This window comes from Bifidobacterium sp. ESL0820 (assembly GCF_052606235.1).
Genome location: NZ_CP199594.1, coordinates 566,057 through 586,941, shown reverse-complemented (window position 1 = coordinate 586,941; position 20,885 = coordinate 566,057). Strand labels below are relative to the sequence as shown.

Below are 20,885 nucleotides of genomic sequence, written 5' to 3'. Positions count from 1 at the left end.
TATCCTCACTCTCCAAAGTGCTTCAAATTCCTTATATGATTCCTTGTAAAACGCCAATGGAGGCCAACAGGGGAACAATAAACTTTCTGCCCACGAAAAGGCAGCAGAATAGCCAGAAGAGAGTCAGCGTGACTCCTATAGTAATTCCAACTTTTTTTCCATAAGTTGTAATCAAGGCTGAGTAATATCCGATAAGACTTTTGCCGATACCGTATAAGAAAGCGACAAATAACACCATGATCAAAGCCATGAGTATAAAAGGGAGCGCAAATGCAATGGCAGCGCAAATGAGTGCTATCACGATAACCAGCACTATTAAGAAAAAGATGACTTCCATGACCCCATAATCCTTTTCGAGTTAGCAGTTCCATTGATTTGTCATAACTAGTAGGGGTAAGCCGTATCCATAACCTGAGGTCTGGCCCGAAGAAATTGGAGCTTTATCGGCTTCTGACGACCGCGTCTTAGATAGGCCATGCCTATGTCGCGTCGAGGATTGGGGTCAAAACTGACCTTGTTTTGCAGGTCTGATCCCAGTATCAACTTCCGGGTTGCAACTCTTGCCACACGAAAGCAAACACGCAGATTGCAGGCCTGAGTGAGGTTGTTAGGAAGAGCCTTGACAGATGGCTTTTGAGTCAGAATGATTACACAGATGCCTACTTTCGCCCCTCTCTTTGCGATGGTTTGCAAATAGCGTTTTATGTCATCCAAGTAGGTCTGATCGTTTTTTGGTATGTGCGGATTAGCGAAAAGGCGTGAGCATTCATTGATGAAAAGCACCTGAAACCCGAATGGGCAATCAGCGGCAGCCTGCCAGTAGTCGTCCAGGCCGCTTTTGCGCATGGTGATCTGTCGAGAGCGAATAGCGGTATAGACCTCTTGAATTTCGCTGCAGACTAGATCAATTCCATCTGACAGATGAGTGTACGAGGTGACATAATCAGTGAATCGTTCAAAGTTGGAAGTGCCGTTGCAGTCGATAATGCGTAGATCAACCTTTCGGCTTGCGACAAGGGAAGCCATGATGCTGGTCATGCAGACGACTGATCCCGATCCATGTTCTCCTGCAGCAAGCAGGCCGCCTGTATCCTTGAGATTTAAGTAACGGAGTGAGCCGCTTTTGTCGCTTAAACAGGCAATTGAACCCTTGCTCAAGTTGAAGGGAGGTATTTTCCCAATAAAACCTGTTGGTTTTTTGGCAGGTGAATTGGACTTGTCTAAGTGGCGGCTCTGATAATGCCGTCTAGGTTGCTTTTCCTTAGCACCCTTGGGTGCGATATCAGCCAGCTTATCGTAAACCGGGATGGGCCATTGGTTTTGATCGGTGGGCGCTTCCAAGGAGCATAACGGTACTTCTCCGTAGCTTTTGACTAGGGAGGCAAGATACCCTTCCTCCTTCGTTTTTGCTGGCTTGAAGTTTATATAGGAGGGATCATCCAGGGCTCTTTGCTTCATCATGCCGACGAAGTCCGAATAAGCCATGGCATGGATATCGCCTGGCCAGCTGATATCCGAGTCAAGTTTGGCTTCCCCGGTTGAGGCCGGCACCAGAACGACAAAGGACTCAACTGTGCTACTGCTTCCATTGGCCCGGAGATAGGTGCTTAAGTTGTGCTGGGCAAAAGCCATATTGGCGCTGAATATGTATGGTTCATGGGCTACGACTCGAGCCTTTGGATACATGCAGAACATAGCTTTTCCCGGCACCAGATTGTGGTAATCGATGCCAGCTCGATAATTTTTCACATCGACCAACAAAATGTGTGATCCAAACATCAGAATGCAATCAATGTCGGTGCCTCTGGTGTTGCGATGTCCATCGGCTTCGGGATTCCAAACCGACCAGAATGATACACAGTGGTCCAAGATGCCATCCCAGGTCAGGAGTTTGGCGAATATTTCTTCGCCTTTCGTACCAGTGCGAACTTCGGTTTTGCCGAATCCGCTGTCTGCGAGACCTGAACCTGGATGGCCGTAAATTCGAGCTCCATGAATATCGTGGTTACAAATGTCGCGGTAAGCTTTCAAGGTTTTTTGTGAAGCCCTCGGCACCAAGCTTTCATCAATGACAGGAATCCCGGGTGTGGCTGTTTGAAGCTGGTAGCGGGAAATTGCCTGTGCCCAGGCTTCTCCTAACTCTTCCTCCGTAGGTTTCTTTACAGCATCCCAGTCGATCTCGTCATCCCGGGCAACAGACCAGAGGGGAGCGGATCGCTCCTTGCTCCTGGCTATCCCGGGAAAATGAAACCGTGGCACTGGTGTCTCCTATTCGATGAATCGCCTTGAAAGTCCAAACTTCAATCAGACATGCTCAATCACATAGTCGTGACTGCTGTCAGCACCGCTGACGAACTGCTTTGCCTCATCCATCGTCACCTCGTTGAGCACTACCTTGTCTGGTGCTAGAAAATGGCGCTCAACCACCTTGTACCGCCGATCATCTGTGAAAAATCCCATTGTTCAGTTCCTTTCATTTCCTGTTTGCGTTGAATCATCCAAACGAGATTGAATAACTACCTGAGCTGGCCGCAAAACCATGTTGCCCATCAGATATCCCGGCCGAATCACCTTGCATATTGAGCCAGGCTCGGCTGTGATCTGGTCTTTGTTCTTGTCATCGCTTGCAATGCCTACGACCTCGTGGACTCGCGGATCAACTGAACCATTGGTATTTATCGGGTTCAACCCATATTGCGAAAGCAGGTCAAGGATTTCTTCAGCGACAGACCGATTCAATTCAAGCGAAGGATCATTGCTTTGCAGGCGATCGACAGCCAGGAGGAGCTCCTTGAACAAAGGCGCAAACGCCTTATGGGTGTCCAAATCATCACGTTCACGAAGGCTTTGTTCCAATGAACGAATCAGCTGCTTGGTGTTTTTATCCTCCGACAATCTGCGTACAAATAGATCCTGCAGGCCTTTCAAGTTCTGGGAGATAGCCTCTATGCCTTGATCGTTCTCAGGCATTTTGCACACCTGTTCGGGCGGCTTCTTCACTGACTTTGTCCCTATTGAGTTCGTAGCCATACGGTAATACTCCAAAATACAATGCAAAGGCAAGTACAGCAGTGATTATGACTATTGCCAGGAAATGCACGAAGCCGTGGAAAAGCCAATTAACAATAAGAAGAGCTATAAACCAGACGATAATTGATTTTATACCGCCAAATATCGTTGATACTGTAAAGTGACGCTTTCCTGCATAATCGAGTGCCTCTTTATATGATTGCCTTTCTGCGTTGAGATCATCATCATCGACTTCAAGTGATTCGATCTCATTCATGATTTCGACGCCGGCTTTCAACTGAGTCTCATTTGTGGGGACATCATCAGTCGGGAATTTGCCTTCGGACGTGCTCAATTTTGATTCTAGGTAAATGAGTGCATAGCTGACAAAGTTCTTAGTAATATCTGAATTATCAGGGTGTACATCATGGAGAGACTTGAAATGGTTAAAACCTTCCTCATCCCTGCCGGATAATGCCATAATATAGCCAATTTGAATTGCGGCATGGTAATTAGATGGATCTAACTTAATAGTTTTTCGATATTCGGTTATTGCCGTATCGTATTTTTCTTCATCATACGCAATTGACGCCGCTGTAGAATGGAGACCAGCATTATTGGGTTCGATTTGGATTCCTTGGTCGATGGCAAAGTCTGCGTCGTCGTATTTGTTCAGCTCAGAAGCTAATAGAGCGCGGAACTCCCAGGCTTGTGCGTTGTTGCTTTGTACGTCTGTCGCTTCTTTGGCAGCGCTGTAAGCTTTGCGCGTGTCACCGTTTCTGTAATACTCGCGTGAAACAGCTAGCCAGTCCTTGTTACCACTTCTAGTTGGCTGATCTGAAGAGTTGTCCGGTGGAGCAGATTGAAGTTGCTGATCATAAGCATCACGTTTTTCTGGATCGGTAAGAATTTTTTCTGCTTCACCGATCTGCTCCACTTTCTTCTCTGCCATAGTTCTGGTGTCAATGTCAGGAGAACTATCCACTCTTCGGCGGTACTTAGCCCTTTGTTGACGTATGGCTTTCTTGATTTCTGCCTCAGTTGCATCAGGTGAAATATTGAGAAGCTGGTAATAATCAATCATAGTAAGTTCCTTAAATGTCGTTCAGATTTTCTTTGCTAATTATGCGTGTCGCCTACTCGCGCATGGACTTAGTCGATGGACAATGTATTCAGCTTGTTTGCAGAATCGGCCATCTCCTGCTTGCCGAGATTGGCTACGCGGTCGATTTCAAAAGACCCTAGTGATTGATTGGTCACCAGATCCACGACTTCAATTTGCACCGTCTGATCAATGTCGTAATAGTAGGTTATTTTTAACGGGGAATTCTCCGGATGCGGAGGCAGGTTCAATGTGCTAGTGCCGATGATCGTGACGAACCGGGGATCCTCGTCATCACCTTGTGTGACCTCAACTTTAACACATTCCTGGTTTTCTTGCATTGTGTAAAAAACGTTAGAATAGGAACCTGGTATAGCTGAATTCCTGGGTATGACAATGCTGTTGTGCAGGCCATCTGTGTCATCATTGGCAGCGAGCACACCCAAAGACTGAGAGGCAACATCTTGTATCTGAACAGCTCCGCCCAAAGTAGGCAGACCCTCGGCAGCCGGATCCTTGCCTTCCGCCTCAAGCAGTTTGGACTCCTCCAAACCAGCTTGGACAGCAGCACCTTTGGCGACGGCCTCATCAGGATTGACGTCGGATTGAGGCTCTTTTCCTGTCAGCTTTTCCATCATCCGATGTACCATCGGCATTCGAGTGGACCCTCCTACGAGGAGGACGTAATCAATGTCGTTCCAGTCGAAATCTGCCTCATCCATGACGTCTTGAACCAGATCCCTGGTACGTGCAAGCAGACTTTGCGTAGCTTGTTCAAACTCTTCGCGTGTTATGGCTATCTTGTAGTTTTTCCCTTTGAAGGTTATGAAAACGTTGGTGGTGGAGAATTTGCTCAAGGCCCGCTTGGCTATCTCTGCTTTCTCTCGCAAATCAGCGGTCGCCTGGAAGTCGTCGAGCAGTCCTTCACCGCCTTGGTCGGATACCTTGGCTGCTATGAGCTTCATTAAGGCATTGTCGAAATCGAAGCCTCCGAGGTTGCGATCACCGTCAGTCCCTATAACCTCAAACGTGAGATCTTCGACGCTGAGCAAGGTGACATCAAACGTGCCACCGCCCAAGTCATAAACAAGGATGGTTCCCTTTTTCTGAGAGTCCAAACCATAGGAAATTGCCGCCGCAGTCGGCTCGTTCAGGACGCGCAGCACGTTGAAACCAGCGATTTTACCGGCTTGTTTTGTGGCTGTGCGACGAGCATCGTCAAAGTAAGCAGGAACTGTGATGACTGCATCGGTTATTTCTTTACCAAGATTCGTTTCGGCATCCTGCTTGAGGTGCTTTAAGATAATAGCCGAAATTTCTTCCGGTGAGTACGATTGACCGGCAGGAGAATCATATCGCCAATTCGGCTCCCCCATATGGCGCTTAACAAACTGAACTACATTGTCCGGATCCGCTGCAGCCATATGCTTTGCAACAGTGCCTACAGTGGGTTTATCCTGCCCATCTGTATGAGGGAAATATACTACAGAAGGAGTGGAAGACTCACCTTCTGGGGTTTTTAAAACTAGACCCCCCCCCCCGGAGAAAGAATGGCCACTGCTGAATACGTGGTGCCTAAATCGATGCCTACCGCCTGTTTCATTCTTCCCCTTCTGCAATTCCAACAGATAAACAACAACTTCGTATAGGCAAAGTATATATCCACTTTAAGACATGAAGCTGCTTTTATTCAGCAACTGGTCACCTTTGATTAATTGAAAGCAGTAAAAGAAGCTGTCGTCGCCAACCACCTGCTTTAGGTTGTGACGAACAGGAAATATGCTTCGTTCAGAGGAGAGAAGTGAAAGACCTCGTAAATCAGCAAAACCACATGCAAATTCAGTTAGAACCCTGCACTGCCCTGTCATTATGAGGCTCAGGCAAGAATTGAAAGTTGACTCAGGCTGAATGCTGGTTTGACCTTGACATGATGGCAAGGTTTAGGGTCAAGGCATGACACGAGAGAACGAATTCAGTGGTGAGGGCAGCAAGAGCGGCTTGAGCATCGGTCAGATGTCTGAGCTTACTGGGGTCAGTCGGAGAATGTTGCGTCACTGGGAGGAGGAAGGACTGATCTCCCCCTTTCGCGACCAGTCGAATTACCGGCATTATCTGCAGGATGACGTCGCACAGTTGGAGCGCATTGTGACCTATAGGGAGATGGGATTCAATGCCCGACAAATCAAGGCATTGCTCAATTGCAAGGCACCGCTGGCCTTGGACGAGTTGCGAGATCAGCGTTCGCGAATTGAGGAGAAAATTCAGCTTCTTAGGAAAGCTGCGGATCGTTTGGACCGGCTCATAGTCCTTGCTGAGGGGAAGTCGGGTAATGATTCAGCCGCTACGAAGACCGATCAGGAGGACCAGTACTTTTCGGAAGCATACGAACGCTGGGGTACTAGCAGGCAGTGGCTTGAATATGCGGAGCGAAAGGCCATGTGCTCCGAGCAAGAGCAGAAAAAGGACACGGCCCGGCTCAAAAATGTAGAAAGTGAGCTTGCACAAGCCAAGCGAAAAGGTCTGCCACCGTCCTCAGATAAGGTTATAGAACTGATTGACGAGCATCGGCAGGCTCTGTCATGGTTCCACGTAACGCCTTCCATGCACGTCATTCTTGGACGCATGTATGCGGCTGATCCACGTTTCAGATCCCACTATGAACAATTGGAACCAGGATTGACGCAATGGATGCTTACCGCAATCGAAACTGCAGCGCGTGCAGACGGAATAGATCCGTCAACTGCCAAATGGGATTGACGCAGTCAGTATCTTCCATCTACGTATCACGTTTTCTGTTTGACAACCCAATTGAAAATCCTTCAATTAAGGAACGAGGTAACCATGCACAACCATGACCAGCCCAAAGCTACTGCTTATATAGGTGCAGGCATAAGTCCCGTGCCGGAGCCAGGGAAGGATGCGGAGCCGCCGGAGCCTTATAGGGGCATCTACCTCATGCCCATGTTCATATGCCTGTATAGCCATGATCTAGAAGAATCAGAGGTTTTCTGGACGCAGGGACTGGATTTCATCAATTTATACACCATGCCAGGCATGATGATTCACTTGCGGCGCTGGGCCTTTCAGGATGTGCTGATCCGCAAGAGTAGCCCCAATGCTGGCAGCCCTGATTCGGATATGGAGCCCATAGGAAGCCTGAGTGTAGCAGTCACGGAAAAGCAGATAGGCAAGATTGTGGATGCATGCGAGCGCCTTCGTCCGGGATCCACTTCAGCTCCAATACGTAAGCCGTGGAACTCGCTTGAAGCTAGGATTCACACCCCGGAAGGCCTGGTCCTTACCCTTACGGCTGCCTTGGCTGTCGATAAAAAGCAGACCAAAGTTTATCTGAACTCGCACGGTCAATGAGCAAAGTTCAAGCCCTTCTCCCCCGTCATGATTTGATTCTGAGAGCAACGATTAAATGTTTCGAGCGGCGGAGGGAAAATGGAAATAACTATAACATTGGTTCTTCTATAACGTTGGTTCTTGCCCCAGATCCAAAAGAGGTTATCGGTTAAGTGACTATTGGTTATTAAAGCCAGTCGTTCTGGTTTACTGATTGGGTCTTAGGCCTAGAGTTTCGATGGCCTCTGCTACAGCAGCCGTGCGATCGCTGACCTCCAATTTGGCGAAGATCCGACTGAAGTATGTTTTCACTGTTGCCTCGCTGATGTATAAGTGTTCTGCGATTTGCCGATTGGTCATGCCTTTGGCGGCCTCGCGCAGCACACGCGTCTCTTGTTCGGATAGTGCTGGTCTGGTCGCTGGACGCAGTGCTTTGCTGACTGCTTTCGCTGCGGTCGGATTCAGTACAGTGGACCCTGCAACAGTGTCACGGATAGCTTGGGCCAAGACATGAGGTTCTACGTCTTTCAGCAGATAGCCATTGGCTCCGGCCTCTATGGCCGGCAGAATATCGTGGTCGGAATCATAAGTGGTCAGGATCAATACCTTGGTTTTGGGATAAGAAGCCAGCACTTTCCGGGTGACTTCAGGACCGTTCATATCAGGCATCCGCAGATCGAGTAGCAACAAATCCGGACGTGTTTTCGCTACAGCCTCTATGGCCTGGGCGCCATTACATGCTTCGGCAACCACTTCAAGGTCTGCATGGCGTTTCAGCATGCTGCGTATGCCCTCCCGAACCATGGGGTGGTCGTCGGCCATGACAAGTCGGATCATCTTTCCTCCTTATCTGGTCGAGTAGTGTTACTTGGTCTTTCGACAGGAATATTTACAGTTATGGAGGTGCCTTGCCCGGGAACGGAGGTTACCGTACAGCGCCCACCCGCGTCTTGAGCTCGTTTGGCCATATCTCGCAGACCATAGCCATGCCCCGCCTTTTCCATCTCCTGGAAATCCAAGTTTTGAATATCAAAACCACGACCATCATCCTTGATCCGAAGCTGTAACAGTTCCTGCCCTTTCAAAAGCAAGCTCACCTGTACATGCTGGGCATTGGCATGCTTGGAAATATTAGTCAGGGACTCCTGGACTATACGCAGCAGGTTGACCTCGGTCTGCTTAGGCAAGGGCGGCAAGGTCCGTTGAATCTGGCACTGTGATTGAAAACCTGTCTTTGCTGCGGTGGAATGCACTGTCCGTTCCAGGGCCGTCTTCAGGTCCCTGCCATCCAGATCAGCCGGTGCCGAATCCGCAATCATTCTTCTGGTGTCATCCAAAGAACCCTTCGACGTGCTGGCGGTCATTTCCAAATGCTTCTGAGCTGCAGGTATGTCGTCGATCAGTTCTTCATGAGCTACCCTGGCCAAGGCCAGAATGGAAGTCAAAGACTGGGCGATCGTGTCATGCATTTCGTTGGCCACACGTTCACGCTCGATGGACGCTCCTTCAGCTCTGCTGAGTCTGCGAATCGTCTCTTGTTGAGACTCCATTTTGTCCAGCAGCATTTGATTATGTCCGTTGGTCAAAGCCAGGACATTAAAGGACTTTCCAATCATTGCGGAGAATACCACTACGAGAATCATGAGCATAAGATTGCCGGATAGATCTGTACTCAAGAACCTTTTTCCAGCCAAGACCATGGCCAAATAGGCTATATTCAGGACTCCTACCAACCCCAGAGCAGGAAGGTAGAAAAAAGCGATGAAGAGTTGTGGCACGATAAACAGTTGAGACAGAATGGCGGTACCATCCAACCAAGCGCCCATGGGCAGGCAGACCAGCGTCAGCAGAGCGAAAATCCAACCATATGCTCCTGTTTTGCTTACCGGCTGATCTGCCGTTTTCCGATCAAATCTTTCAGACTTGTCATATACCCTAGGCAGAACCACGATCATGAAAAACTGGCAGGGCAATAGGATGAGAAAGCTTGAAACAAGTTTATAGGTCATGGATGCAGTCGAGAAGAAGCAATCGGCTCCTGTTACGCAGCCTGCTTCCACAATGAAATACCAGTTCCAGGTGTTATGAAGACGTTGACGCTGGGCATCGGTCCTTGCGGTCGCGTCAAGTTGACCGTCGCCGTAATCACCATTTAGATTCATTGAAAGCTGGTCTTGCTGTTGGTTTTCTCGATTAATTTCCTCAGTGATTTTCACTCATGTCTCCCCTGACTTGCAGACTTATTCACCCTACTGCCAAAACGCCTGTAGAAATCGTCGGGTTTTCCTGTTTCCGAGCCTCGAAACCGGGATCTTCATTGGTTTTTGATTGTCTTACCAGCGAAAATTTGCTTGCCTTTTCGGGGATACAAGAGAGCCAAGGGAATGAATAGCAAGGACAGACAACCCATTGCTAGGAAGACCTTGCTGCTGCCGCTGGCATAGGAGGCCCTGATCAGAGGCATGATCATATTCCGCATGGATCGGGGCATACTGGTGAATTGTGATTGAGCACCTGCCGAAGTTCCGGATCCAATAGTATCTGCGATGGCTTGCGCTCGGGATGCACTTACTCCGTACTTGCCCAAGGCCTTATGAATATCCAGGGCAAAATAATGGGTACACAATGGTCCAAGCATTGCCATGCCCAAGGCGCCGCCGAAGTTTTTGAAGGTCTGATTGATGGCAGTGACTTCTCCATAAGAGGCGTTGATGGCCCGATTGACCGCATCAGTGGATGACGGCGAGAACATGAATCCGATCCCTGCACCCGCAACCACCATGGAAAGCGACAGCCAGACGGTATTGGAGGGCAATCCTTTATCGAGTGAACCTGCTGTATGCGACATGAGGGAGAAACCTGTTGCAGCTATCAAGCCGGCAATCAGCAATACCGGTTTCATGCCATGTCTGTTGAAGAGTTGGGCGCCTAACAAGGCGGAAACCAGGAAACCTAAGAAAAAGTAGAGGATGAATATGCTGGTCATCAATGTTGACCGGTTGAGTGCAAGGAGCCCATAGACGCTGAGGAAGTACATGATGGGTTGGAAGATCACGGCGGCTACCAACATGGCGAGCTGGGAAATGTCGAATGGTGGGTTGCGGAAGATTCTGAGTTTAATGATTGGATTGCCAACGTGCGAATCCCAGAAGCCGAACACCAGGAATAGCACAAGGCTGGCACCAAAACTGGCAATAATGCGCCAATCCGACCAGCCAACGGTGCTGCCCTGCTGAACCGGCACGATCAGAGCTATCATGGCCAGTCCTACGGCCAGGCCGCCAGCCCAGTCAATATGCTGACTACCGGGTTCGGTTGTGGGTGAGTCCTTCGGAATCATCGAGACGATCATGGCGATTGCCGCCAGAGCCAGAGGCAGATTGATAAAGAAGATGTCGCGCCAGGAGTATTGAATCAGCCAAGAGCCCAGAATGGGGCCCAAACATGTCATGGCTCCTGTGATGGCGAAGAACAGAGCCATGTTTCCGGCCCTCCTGTTTTCGGCCGAGTAGGAGAACAGAATACCGATAGCGGCCGGGAACATCATGGCTGAACCAATGCCTTGGAGCGCTCGGGAAAAGATCATCAGCATCAGCGAGAGTGAATTTGCAGGAACAAGTCCGCAACATAAACTGCCCATTCCAAAAAGGAATGTACCTGAAAGCATGATGCGCTTGTAGCCCGCTAGATCAGACAGATGCCCGCAGATGGGGAAAGTGGCGGCCGCAGCCAGCATGTAGGCGTTGACAATCCACTGTATGCCGCTTGCGGTCAGACCCAGACCTGATTGGACTGCCTGACTCGATAAGGAGACGATTGTCGAATCTATGTTGGTCATAGAGACGGCGACAATAAGTCCAATCATGATCAGGCTGAGTTTTTTGTGACTGATCGGAGGTTGTGAAGCCCCGATCACTGGCAAGGGGTCTTCTTGTCTCTTGACTTCGCGAGTTTGCATACTGTCTCTCTTTCGTGTTTGCGCAACTGGTATCGCTATGAACGGCTTTGGAGGCGCTACACCATGAGAGTAAAAAGATATTCTCGCTTCTTATGTCATCCCAGTCGCTATATCTCTGTCCCCCATTCGGATGACACGATGTCAGCCGTGTCAGAGCTGGGGCTAGAAGATCAGCAATGCAACAGTTTGCGGAAATCAGACTGTGTGAGTTATAGGGCTGTCTGGTGCTGGGAAAAGTACTGTCTCGCAGTTTATCGAGTGATTTTATAAGCCAATTAGTGGTGGGGGGGGAATCGATAGTTATGGCAGGCAGATTACCCAGAAGACTCGTGAGCAACTGCTCTTTCCACTGGCCAATGTGAGCGGGATTTGCCTGACGCTATGAATGAGTAATATCAGCGACAAACAATGCAATGTGAGGATATTCTCCACGCTGTCAACCTGGTTGACCTGTTGTCATTGTTGCCCACCGTTTGGCTATCTGTTGGGCCCCGTAAATTGGTTTATTTTGGTATGTCGCAGACCGAGAAGGCGAAACTCATCAGAGTTCCTATTGACTTACTCTTGTCTGATTTTAGTGTTTCAATACTTTTGAGATGCTCATTGTCTTGTACCTGGTTCAGTGCGTACTGTTCACCATCTGAGGTGGTAAAGCGAAGGATGGGGTCTCCCTGCTTGCTGAGCTTGCATGACACGGTGCCCTCATCAACTTTAAGAGGCCAGGTGTGACCCAGATCTTCTTTCGAAATTGTTTGCGGGTTGCTGGTAGCTGCCACTTTATTGCTTCCATCAGTGGAATACTCTTCAGGGTGCTTCATGCCATCAGCGCAGCCGACAACCCCCACTGTCAGCATAATTGTGGCGCATATAAGGAAAAGGGTTCTGAGGCTCTGCTTGATTCGTTTCATAATTATCGACGTTCTTTCATACTTGGGGACGGTTTCTAGCGCTCGCTGGCCAAAGCCATATATCCGTCCTCAAGGTTGGGCGCAGTTTCTACAGAGCCTGCGGGCGGTGTATCGGTAACTATGCGGTACCTTGTCCCCTGTGGGGTGGGTTCCGCGTTGATGATTGTGGCATTTTCCGGTCGTGCCGCGATAGGGGGCGTGATCCAGATATGACCGGCAGCTTCATGGATCAGCCCCTCTGTCGGCCCGTCATACTGGTTGCGTCCGCAACGTAATACGCATACCCAGGGGCAGGTTTGTGCAACATCGTCGAGTATGTGGGTGGAGAGGATAACGGTTCGATCCTGTCCCAGCTGGGCAAGGAGCGTGCGGAATCGCATGCGCTCTTCGGGATCCAACCCCGCTGTGGGCTCGTCGACTACCAGCAGCTGGGGGTCGCCCATAAGGGCCTGTGCGATGCCAACCCTGCGCCTCATACCCCCGGACAACCCTCCGATAGGTTGGTTCATCACGTCTTCCAATCCCACCTGTTCCAGGAGGGTATGCGCCTGCTCCTGCCGCATGTGTTTGTTGTCAATCATTTTCAAGATGCCGAGATAATCAAGGAATTCAAGTGGCGACAGGTTGTCGTAGGGGGTGATGTGCTGAGGCAGATAACCCAGGTGTCGTTTTAGATTTCGCCTATTGGCCGGCGAGGACAGGTCCTTTCCATCAATAAAAACTTTACCTTTAGTCGGTTTGATTATTCCGGTGAGAATGCGCATGAGGGTTGTTTTACCGGCACCATTTGGACCAATAAGTCCTATCATGCCCTGTGGAAGATCAACGGTCAGATCGTTCAAAGCGGCCGGTCTCCCCCGGAAATCCTTGGTCAGATGGTCAATCGAGATAAACATGTGAGTAATTCCTTTCAAAGTCGGTAGATAGTCAGACCTGAACTTTCACGTGGTTGGAGGCTATGTTTGCACCAGTGAAAAGGAGGAAGATAATACACACCTGCCAGAGCAGGGATATGACTCCTGATTGGACGGTAAAGGGGCCGTTCGCCGGTACGTACATAGGATTGGTATGAAACCATCCCTGTGCAATGGGATCGCCAATGACGGCCAGCGGGCCGCCATTGAGTGATGGAAGTGGCAATAGGGGGGTATAGAAAGCCAGCCAGGCCCATGCCAGGACGGCAAGAATTCGGGCTACGATTGTGGGCAACAGGGCTCCTAGCAGGGCGGATAGCCCCATAGCTATCAGCATTGATGGCGAGAGTATGACAAGTGCTACTGCCAGGGCCACGAGTATTGCCTTACCGTTGCCGTTAATGGCTTGGTAGATTGCGATCAATACAAGGAAAAGCAGGGAAGATGATATGCAGATAAGCCAGGCTCCCAAGACATGAGCTGAGTGAATGACTCCCATCGGCAAGGGGGAGGTGGATTCAAGTTCGTCCATACCTGTTCGCCTGCCGGCAGTCATAAGGTCGCTGAACGATGCTGCGTATGCCAACGGGGTGAACATAGCAAGAACCTGTCCGGTAAAGACAAGACCATCTATGTCGCTGAATCCAGGTGACATAGGAGAGGCATAGGCCAAAAAGAGGGCGAAGAGCGCCAGCGGCATGCTGGCTATCCACAAGGCTTTGCGCCGATAAAACATCAGTAGCGTGATGCGTACAAGGCTCAGTATCCTCATAGGGCTGCCATCTTTACAACATTGCGCTCCGCATCATTGCATAAGTTCCATCCGAAGATTGCGCCTGCCGCTGCAACAAACAATGGAATGAGTCGTTGCCGGACTGGATCGGTGATGTATGGATCCCATATAAAACATAGAAACAGCCAAATAGCTATGGAAGCCAGCGATGACGTTGGCATAGACATGGTAAGTACGGCTATAAGGAAAACCAGACAGTTGACAATGAATATACTGCCAACCGGGGTAATGATGCTCACCCATCCCATGTCACGTGGCCAAAGTCGCATCATATGCAAGCCGATAAAAAGAAGGCCCGCGGCAGTAAGATTTGCCCCGGTAATGATAAGCAGCCTGGTCACTTGAACCTTCCGCCATCCAGTTGGAGTTGACTCAGCAAGTTCAACGATTGGGTCACCATTGAGCACAAAAGCTGTAGATAGGCCAGCAGCAATTACTGGCACCTGAGTAAGAACCATCATAAGTGGCCGTATGCGGCTCAATGACCAGATGCCCTCCAGTACGAAGCCCGCAAGAAGAATACATGCAGTCAGTATGAACGGCAGCAATACCAGTCTATAAAGCCTCTTGAGCTGTATGTCTACGAAAGCCACCTCATCCACCTTCCTCATATCTGGTTTTGGCCTTCGGCTGCCGCCAGACATTGCTCGCTACTCGTTCCGTCTGCTTAGTTAGTAGCGAGAGAGGATGGAAAGGTTCATTAATTTTTATCTCCACCGGAGAGTCGAGTATGCCAGGCAAGAGGGGCTGTAAGGATAACAGCAGATAGGAGTCCCAGTGTCAGTAGGATGGTCCCTGCCCAGGCTGTGGTTGTAGTGGGTACCGAATTGACCCATGCCGGTAGGAAAAATGATGACCTCAAGTTCTGCAAAGTTCTCAATAGTGGTGCAAGTACCCCTAGGAGCAGTGCAATCCAAGAGCATTGCCATATGCATAAGAGGGCCACGATATTTGCCAGGAGTGTTATGGGAGCTATCGTTTGGGCAATAACTGGCAGGGGCCTTATTCCAGGGTTGATTGCAGTGACAATCAATAAGGCTGCTCCCCCGACGACAATATTGGAGATAAAGGCCAGCAATAGCCTAGAAGCTACTACAACTTGAGGTCCCAGGGGCATACTGAGCATTAACTCACGATCATCTTTAACGGAAAAGACCAGGATCATGGTCAGTGCCATGTTAAGCATGAGCATATTTGAAAAGATATGCGTACCGAGACTGCCGTAACGCGCACCTTGCATAACGTTGCTAATTAAAACCGAGCACGCTGCTATCGCGATTTCCACCAGTAAGATATATCGCGGTGTGAGGCGTAATTGTGCCAGAACAAGCGGGCCACAGGAACGTATTTGACGCATGAATGGTATCGGCTGATCCGTTGCCAGCGACGGCTTCTGGTGGATGGCCTTCATTACGCTAGTAAAAGCCGGAACTGCCGGCTGGGCATTCTGCTCTTTCTCCCTAAGCGCCTCTTGAACTTCACCCCGGTATTCTTCGGTGACTGGGTCTGTGCTGTCTGGGCTTGTGCTCTTATATCGGTCTGTCATAATCACCCCTTCAATTATCTCTGGCTCGGCACTTTATGGGTTTTGACAGGAGCGAGGTCGGTCAACTGCGGGCGCAGGATCTGCCTTGCCCGAGCAATACGAGACTTCACAGTCCCAACCGGGACGTCGAGCAGGGAGGCTATTTCCGGGTAGGGTAACTCGTGGAGCCAAGCCAGGGTTACCGTATAGGCCATTTCTGCTGGGAGTGCATCAATCCTTTGCCGTATTATTTCCATTGTCAGATCCTTATTGACCAGTTCTACAGGCTCCAGCTGATCATCGGTTATCGAGTCAAGTTCCGCCTGATCCATTTGGTCAGGTGGTTTCGGTTTGCGACGTATCATATAGATTTGCCGGCGAGCAATGCTGAGTATCCAGGTAAGCACCTTGCTGTCTGCGCGGAAGGTTTTTGAGGAACGCCAGCAGCCCAGCCATGTGTCAGCAAAAACTTCACCGGCATCCTCCTCGTCGGATATTCGCAGGGAAATAAAGGCTTGGACGGTATGAGCATACTTATTGTAAAGTGCTTCAAAGGCCGATTCATTCTCTGCGGCTACCATTTTGATCAGCCTTATATCATCAGTATCTGGATCAATGCGAGATCGTTTCACTGATGATGTCCTTCTCCGTATTGTCTACATCCCAGATATCGTCTTGCGTACTGCTATGCAAGCGGTTATCGCGGTTATGCTTCATTGCTATTACGAATATGCTGGGATGCTGCTTTTAGGGTCGCCCGTACTGTGAATTTAGTCGCGAAGACGCAGGGCAACCCATTACTGTCTATGTGTGAAGCTGGTTCTTTTCAGGTGTCCTAGCGCTTATTTGCGTCCTTTCAAGTACTTCCGTATCTTCTTCAGGGCCCAGTCGTAATGGCTGGAGGTTGAAGAGATGAAGGCGGAGCCCAAGGTAGAGTTTCCGGTCCATGGGAGGGCGCCCTTGCTGAATAGCTGCTCGTTGGTGAACGATTGCGCCAGGGCCATGACCTTCTTATGGGATTCGATAAACAGGTTCAAGGCCTGATCGTAGGTGGTGTCATCATGCTTGTCCCGCAGCTTGACATTCATCTCGCCGTAATTACGCCAGTTGTAGCCGTCCGGAAGAAAGTCGTGGATCCTGCCCCGCTGGTTGTCCTCCACCCAGTTCAAAAGCAGCTGATGCCACTCGTAGAGATGGACGAGCACGTCCTTGATGTTCCTGTCGCGTGCCCAATGGGCCCCCTTCTCCTTGCTCAGGTCGAAGGAAAAGCGGCCATTGCGTTCTTCGGGTGTTAGCGGCTCAAGCAGCGCCACGAGTTTGTCGAAGCCATCATTAGCCGCCTTGATGAGTTCTTCCTCGGTGGTAGGTCGCACCATGACGGTCCTCCGTTTGTCTGTTGTTGACAAGATTTGACTGGTCCATCGTCACCTGTCTCGGTTTGTCATCGACTGTACCCCATATGGGCCTTGCAAATGCTCGTGTGTAGGAAATCGTCGCGAACTCAAGTGCTTACAGTTGCACCTACCAATTAAATACATCAAGCCGAGCACTGCATATACCGACTTAATTTATTTAACAAGAGACATGAAGGAATGACAGAGGTCGGCAGGCTTGCTGTGGCTCAAATATGTATTCGGGTGCATACAGCGGGACTTTATTACTCGCCGATGGCATGCGATATGACACTGACAGAGTTCTCGAATCTGGTGGTCAGGGCTTGGATTCCTGTGGCTGCGGCACCAAGCAGGGATGCGATGAGCACCACTACGATCCAAGCGCCCCATTGCACGCTCATCTGTGCTTTGCCCATGAAGCGCGAGAGCATGAAGGTCAGGGATGAGGTGCAGAGCAAGGTGATGACCAGGGAGAACAGTGTGCTGGTAATCATAGTGATGATGCCGTCAAGTGCGCCCAATACTCTGAGCTGGCCGATTCCGGCACCTGATACGTAGGTCAGCGCCAGATCAAGCCCTCTGCCTTTGGAAGTGATCAAGGTGCCTGCAATTGCACCTGTTATCGCGATGATCAGTGGCGGTCCAGTGAGCGCCAGGAGACTCGCAAACATGTCTGCGGTCGCCGGAACAGTGCTGTCTGGTGTGGGGGGCAAAGCGACTTGCATGGTGGTGATCATCGTGCTCAACCCTCCGCCGACGGTCATCAGCAATGACAGACCTGCAGTCATCGGGATGATCGCCGCTCCCTGGCGCTGTATGCTGCCGACAGCCTGCTGGCCTGCCAGCCTCCAGGTTCTGGATGGCAACGCCACAATACGCGTCCATATCGCCGTGAAGCCGGGCAGGAAGTATGGTGCGAAAGCTGCCAGCGAGAATATCAGGAGGAACATGCCGCCCATGGCGAAGGCGAGAAATACCGTCATCCGATCCGCAGCGGCATTGCTGCTCATCTGACTGGCAGGAGGGTTGGTTGCAAGTGCAAAAGCTGGAATCAGCAACATACAGCCCGCGCCAATCAAGCATACGATTCCCAGGAGGAAGCGGAAGACGCCTATCCGCTTTGGCGGGTTCTGGGATTGCCTGAGGGCTTCCATTGGTCGTATTTTCGAGAGCGAACGGATAGTCAACAGGGTGCTTATGAAGATGGGCGCAGCGCTGAAAGCGAGGCCCTTGCCCAGCGAATTGAACAGGTGGCTGCTGGCATATGTCAAATGCAAATCGAGTGGATTTGTCACCATGGCGAAGATCAAGGGTGTAATCACTGGCAGCAAAAGGCAGGTGGCTGCAATAGACAGGATGCATAATCCCATGACAATCAGCAGATTCCAGGCCAGCAGTTGCCAAGGCAGAGCGCCTTGCAAAACCATGAGCGCCAGTTGATGCCGGCGTTGATTCAGTGCTGAATTCATGACCCATAGCAGCACAGCTATGGTGATGATCACGCTGAATGCCAAGGCGGGACCAGTGTATGTGGATCCAAGTACCTGCTCCGGGCCCTGATAGTCCTGATCAATGATCGTGGCGATCGCGATGAGGGAGCAGATGACAGTCTGGGATACGACCATGGCCAGCAAGACGGCGCTCCAGACCATGGGCGCTGCTTTGAGTTCGGACAGAGCGCCTCTCATGCCATGGGCGCTTTCGCAGAGAATGACTGGCTGATACGGCCATCGCGCACGGCAAACAGCCGATCGCACTGACCCGCCACCTCATTGTTATGCGTCACCAGTACGATGGTTTTCTTTTCGTGGTTGGCAAGTTCCTTCAGCACCGATATGACCTTTTCTCCGGATTCCTGATCCAGGGCGCCAGTCGGCTCGTCCGCGAATACCACGTCTACGTCGGATAGCAGGACGCGGGCCAGGGCAACACGTTGCTGCTCGCCGCCCGACAGCAGGGTGACGCTTTTCTTTTTCTGATCGATCAGGCCAAAGTACTTCAAGAGGGAATCCGCCGTCTTTCTGGGAAAGCGGGATCCGCGAAGGGTGAATGGCAGAGCCAGATTCTGTTCGACTGTCATGCTGGTGATCAGGTTGTAGGACTGGAATACGAAGCCTAGATGCTGGCGTCTGAACTTAGTCATGGCCGACAGCCCCAGACGAGTTATGTCCTTGCCCAGCAGAAGCACATTGCCGCTAGTGGCCTTCTCCAGCCCAGCCAGGCAGTACAGCAGCGTCGATTTGCCGCTGCCTGACGGCCCTATGATGCCGGTCATCTCCCCCGGATAGGCAGTGAATGCTATGTCATTGAGAATGGTCAGCGAATCGCCGCGGCGCGGGGAGACCACCATGGACAGCCCCGTAGCTTCAATCGTTGGTGTCGGGCCTCTGCTTTCGCTTACGTTGGGGTTATTCATAGTTGCATCTTTCCCTTGGATGATCATCGACGACCTTCCAGACCGAGGCATCTACGCTCAGTAATGCTGATTCGCCTCGCAGATGTCATGCGCCCTCGTTCGTCGCTTGCCCCTGTATGACGGTCATCCTTGTCGTCATCAGTCACTTCCATTGATATCAGCGAAAGAAAGGATGAAATACCCTGATTTACCCTGAATTATCCCTGACTCGGCCCTGATTTTTTCAGAATAAGAGGCATGTTCAGGCAGGCATGCTTACGCGGCGCCACCGGTAATGTCAGCAGCGCCGAGAATCAGCTGATTACTGCTGCAGCCTCATTCGCCAACAAGCAGCAGGGATTTGATGGCGGTGCGCTGGTCCATGGCCTCATAGGCCTCCTGGATGTGATCCAAGGCAAAGCGCTGGGTGAAGACCTTGCCTGGCTGGATGCTGCCCTTGAGCACCTGGTCAAGCAGCAGATGCCTGTCATATGTGGTGACTGCGGCCGTGCCTCCTCGCAGCCCAACATTGCGCCAGAAGAGCTTAGAGGTGTCCATGGTAGCCTGCTGCGGCACACCCACCCTGCCGACCACTGCGCCGGGCCGGGCCACCCTGACGGCGGTGTCGGTGGACAGTTCGGTGCCCACGCATTCCAGGACCGCATCGGCTCCTGCTCCGTCGGTGAGCGCCATGACCTGCCCCACAGCAGCGTCGCCGCGTTCAGCCACGATGTCAGTGGCCCCGAATTCACGCGCTAACCTCTGGCGGTCCTCATGCCGGCTCATGGCGATGATGCGTTCGCCCCCACGCAGCTTGGCTGCTATGACTCCGCACAGACCCACTGCTCCATCGCCCATGACCACGACCGTGTCGCCTTCTTTGACCTGGGCTGTAGCGGCTGCATGATAACCGGTGGCCATCACGTCGGAGAGGGTCAGCAGGGAGTCGAGCATGTCGTCGCTGTAGTCCTCAGGCTGGCCTGGAATCTTCACCAAGGCCCAGTCCGCGTTGGTGAATCGCAGATACTCGCTCTGATAGCCGCCGCTCCCCCGCCTGTCCGGATCAAGGCAGTCACCGTCGAAGCCGGCCCTGCAGGCCGCGCAGTGTCCACAACCATGGGTGAAGGGTGCTATGACGAAGTCACCGGGTTTGACATGAGTGACATCGGAGCCCACCTTCTCGACCAGGCCGATGGCCTCGTGCCCTACGTGACTGCCTGAGGGCATTGAGGAAATCCCCCGGTACCACCAGAGGTCGGATCCGCACACGCAGGCTCGAATGACCCGAATCACGGCGTCTCCGGGCTTTTCGATGGTCGGCATCGGCGCTTCCTCCAGCTCGATGCGGCCTGGCTTCACAAACTTTGCTGCCTTCATGCTCTTGCTCCCCATTCTTCACTACCTGGCGTATTTGCCTGCCAAGTATGCGGATGAAACATAGTCTACGGAGTTCAATCCGCTTGAAGTCAAGTCGATGCCTTATTGTGTGCGATTCACCGAGGTGCGGACAAGATTGTTACGCGGGAACACGGTCATAAG

At 51.1% G+C, this 20,885-nt stretch carries 21 protein-coding genes; 2 read left to right on the top strand and 19 right to left on the bottom strand.

Translation table 11 applies throughout. The annotated features are described in order from the left end of the window. Positions 1-31: 31 nt before the first annotated feature. The 6 genes from ACUIAH_RS02485 to ACUIAH_RS02460 form a co-directional block, all read right to left on the bottom strand. Positions 32-337: a hypothetical protein gene (locus ACUIAH_RS02485; protein WP_445341300.1), complete on the bottom strand. Its 306-nt coding sequence runs from the start codon at positions 335-337 to the stop codon at positions 32-34. A gap of 47 nt (positions 338-384) precedes the next feature. Beyond that, positions 385-2,259 (bottom strand): nuclease-related domain-containing protein, encoded by a 1,875-nt coding sequence (locus ACUIAH_RS02480; RefSeq protein WP_445341299.1) that lies wholly within the window; start codon positions 2,257-2,259, stop codon positions 385-387. A 45-nt stretch (positions 2,260-2,304) separates the two neighbouring features. After that, the gene (locus tag ACUIAH_RS02475; RefSeq protein ID WP_198200604.1) at positions 2,305-2,460 is read right to left on the bottom strand and encodes a hypothetical protein; all 156 of its coding nucleotides are present in this window, start codon (positions 2,458-2,460) and stop codon (positions 2,305-2,307) included. A 3-nt stretch (positions 2,461-2,463) separates the two neighbouring features. After that, positions 2,464-2,970 (bottom strand): nucleotide exchange factor GrpE, encoded by a 507-nt coding sequence (gene grpE, locus ACUIAH_RS02470; RefSeq protein ID WP_198200601.1) that lies wholly within the window; start codon positions 2,968-2,970, stop codon positions 2,464-2,466. Next, positions 2,963-4,093, bottom strand: a complete 1,131-nt coding sequence (locus ACUIAH_RS02465) for a DnaJ domain-containing protein (RefSeq protein ID WP_445341298.1) — start codon at positions 4,091-4,093, stop codon at positions 2,963-2,965. Before ACUIAH_RS02465 ends, grpE begins: the two co-directional genes overlap by 8 nt. 68 nt (positions 4,094-4,161) lie before the next feature. Continuing rightward, positions 4,162-5,730 (bottom strand): Hsp70 family protein, encoded by a 1,569-nt coding sequence (locus tag ACUIAH_RS02460; protein ID WP_445341527.1) that lies wholly within the window; start codon positions 5,728-5,730, stop codon positions 4,162-4,164. Positions 5,731-6,064: 334 nt separating this feature from the next. Here ACUIAH_RS02460 and ACUIAH_RS02455 point away from each other — a divergent pair, with 334 nt between their 5' ends. Both ACUIAH_RS02455 and ACUIAH_RS02450 read left to right on the top strand, forming a co-directional pair. Beyond that, on the top strand, positions 6,065-6,868 hold the full coding sequence (locus ACUIAH_RS02455; protein WP_445341297.1) for a MerR family transcriptional regulator: 804 nt from the start codon (positions 6,065-6,067) through the stop codon (positions 6,866-6,868). Positions 6,869-6,952: 84 nt separating this feature from the next. Further along, on the top strand, positions 6,953-7,480 hold the full coding sequence (locus ACUIAH_RS02450) for a VOC family protein (protein WP_445341296.1): 528 nt from the start codon (positions 6,953-6,955) through the stop codon (positions 7,478-7,480). A 186-nt stretch (positions 7,481-7,666) separates the two neighbouring features. Here the strand turns inward: ACUIAH_RS02450 and ACUIAH_RS02445 are convergent, their stop codons facing one another. The 13 genes from ACUIAH_RS02445 to ACUIAH_RS02385 all read right to left on the bottom strand — a co-directional run bounded on the left by ACUIAH_RS02445 (position 7,667) and on the right by ACUIAH_RS02385 (position 20,723). Next, a complete protein-coding gene (locus ACUIAH_RS02445; protein ID WP_445341295.1) occupies positions 7,667-8,296 on the bottom strand; it encodes a response regulator in 630 nt (209 codons plus the stop codon). Further along, positions 8,293-9,675, bottom strand: a complete 1,383-nt coding sequence (locus ACUIAH_RS02440; protein ID WP_445341294.1) for a sensor histidine kinase — start codon at positions 9,673-9,675, stop codon at positions 8,293-8,295. Before ACUIAH_RS02440 ends, ACUIAH_RS02445 begins: the two co-directional genes overlap by 4 nt. A 98-nt stretch (positions 9,676-9,773) precedes the next feature. Next, positions 9,774-11,417, bottom strand: a complete 1,644-nt coding sequence (locus ACUIAH_RS02435) for an MFS transporter (protein ID WP_445341293.1) — start codon at positions 11,415-11,417, stop codon at positions 9,774-9,776. A gap of 503 nt (positions 11,418-11,920) precedes the next feature. Continuing rightward, positions 11,921-12,325 carry a DUF2511 domain-containing protein gene (locus ACUIAH_RS02430; protein WP_445341292.1) on the bottom strand — a complete coding sequence of 135 codons (405 nt, stop codon included), beginning with the start codon at positions 12,323-12,325 and terminating at the stop codon, positions 11,921-11,923. 35 nt (positions 12,326-12,360) lie between these two features. Continuing rightward, positions 12,361-13,221, bottom strand: a complete 861-nt coding sequence (locus ACUIAH_RS02425) for an ABC transporter ATP-binding protein (RefSeq protein ID WP_445341291.1) — start codon at positions 13,219-13,221, stop codon at positions 12,361-12,363. A gap of 31 nt (positions 13,222-13,252) precedes the next feature. Beyond that, the gene (locus ACUIAH_RS02420) at positions 13,253-14,011 is read right to left on the bottom strand and encodes a murein hydrolase transporter LrgB (protein WP_445341290.1); all 759 of its coding nucleotides are present in this window, start codon (positions 14,009-14,011) and stop codon (positions 13,253-13,255) included. After that, positions 14,008-14,643 (bottom strand): hypothetical protein, encoded by a 636-nt coding sequence (locus tag ACUIAH_RS02415; RefSeq protein WP_445341289.1) that lies wholly within the window; start codon positions 14,641-14,643, stop codon positions 14,008-14,010. The genes ACUIAH_RS02420 and ACUIAH_RS02415 overlap by 4 nt, the downstream gene beginning before the upstream one ends. A gap of 89 nt (positions 14,644-14,732) precedes the next feature. Continuing rightward, complete coding sequence (locus ACUIAH_RS02410) at positions 14,733-15,578, bottom strand: hypothetical protein (protein ID WP_445341288.1); 846 nt, start codon at positions 15,576-15,578, stop codon at positions 14,733-14,735. 14 nt (positions 15,579-15,592) lie between these two features. Next, a complete protein-coding gene (locus ACUIAH_RS02405; protein ID WP_445341287.1) occupies positions 15,593-16,189 on the bottom strand; it encodes an RNA polymerase sigma factor in 597 nt (198 codons plus the stop codon). 210 nt (positions 16,190-16,399) lie between these two features. Continuing rightward, positions 16,400-16,933, bottom strand: coding sequence for a ClbS/DfsB family four-helix bundle protein (locus ACUIAH_RS02400; protein ID WP_445341286.1), 534 nt, complete (start codon positions 16,931-16,933; stop codon positions 16,400-16,402). A 281-nt stretch (positions 16,934-17,214) separates the two neighbouring features. Continuing rightward, positions 17,215-18,603: a hypothetical protein gene (locus ACUIAH_RS02395; RefSeq protein WP_445341285.1), complete on the bottom strand. Its 1,389-nt coding sequence runs from the start codon at positions 18,601-18,603 to the stop codon at positions 17,215-17,217. A 32-nt stretch (positions 18,604-18,635) separates the two neighbouring features. After that, the gene (locus tag ACUIAH_RS02390) at positions 18,636-19,367 is read right to left on the bottom strand and encodes an ABC transporter ATP-binding protein (RefSeq protein ID WP_258334447.1); all 732 of its coding nucleotides are present in this window, start codon (positions 19,365-19,367) and stop codon (positions 18,636-18,638) included. Positions 19,368-19,682: 315 nt separating this feature from the next. Next, on the bottom strand, positions 19,683-20,723 hold the full coding sequence (locus ACUIAH_RS02385) for a zinc-dependent alcohol dehydrogenase family protein (protein WP_445341284.1): 1,041 nt from the start codon (positions 20,721-20,723) through the stop codon (positions 19,683-19,685). Between the last annotated feature and the right edge of the window lie 162 nt (positions 20,724-20,885).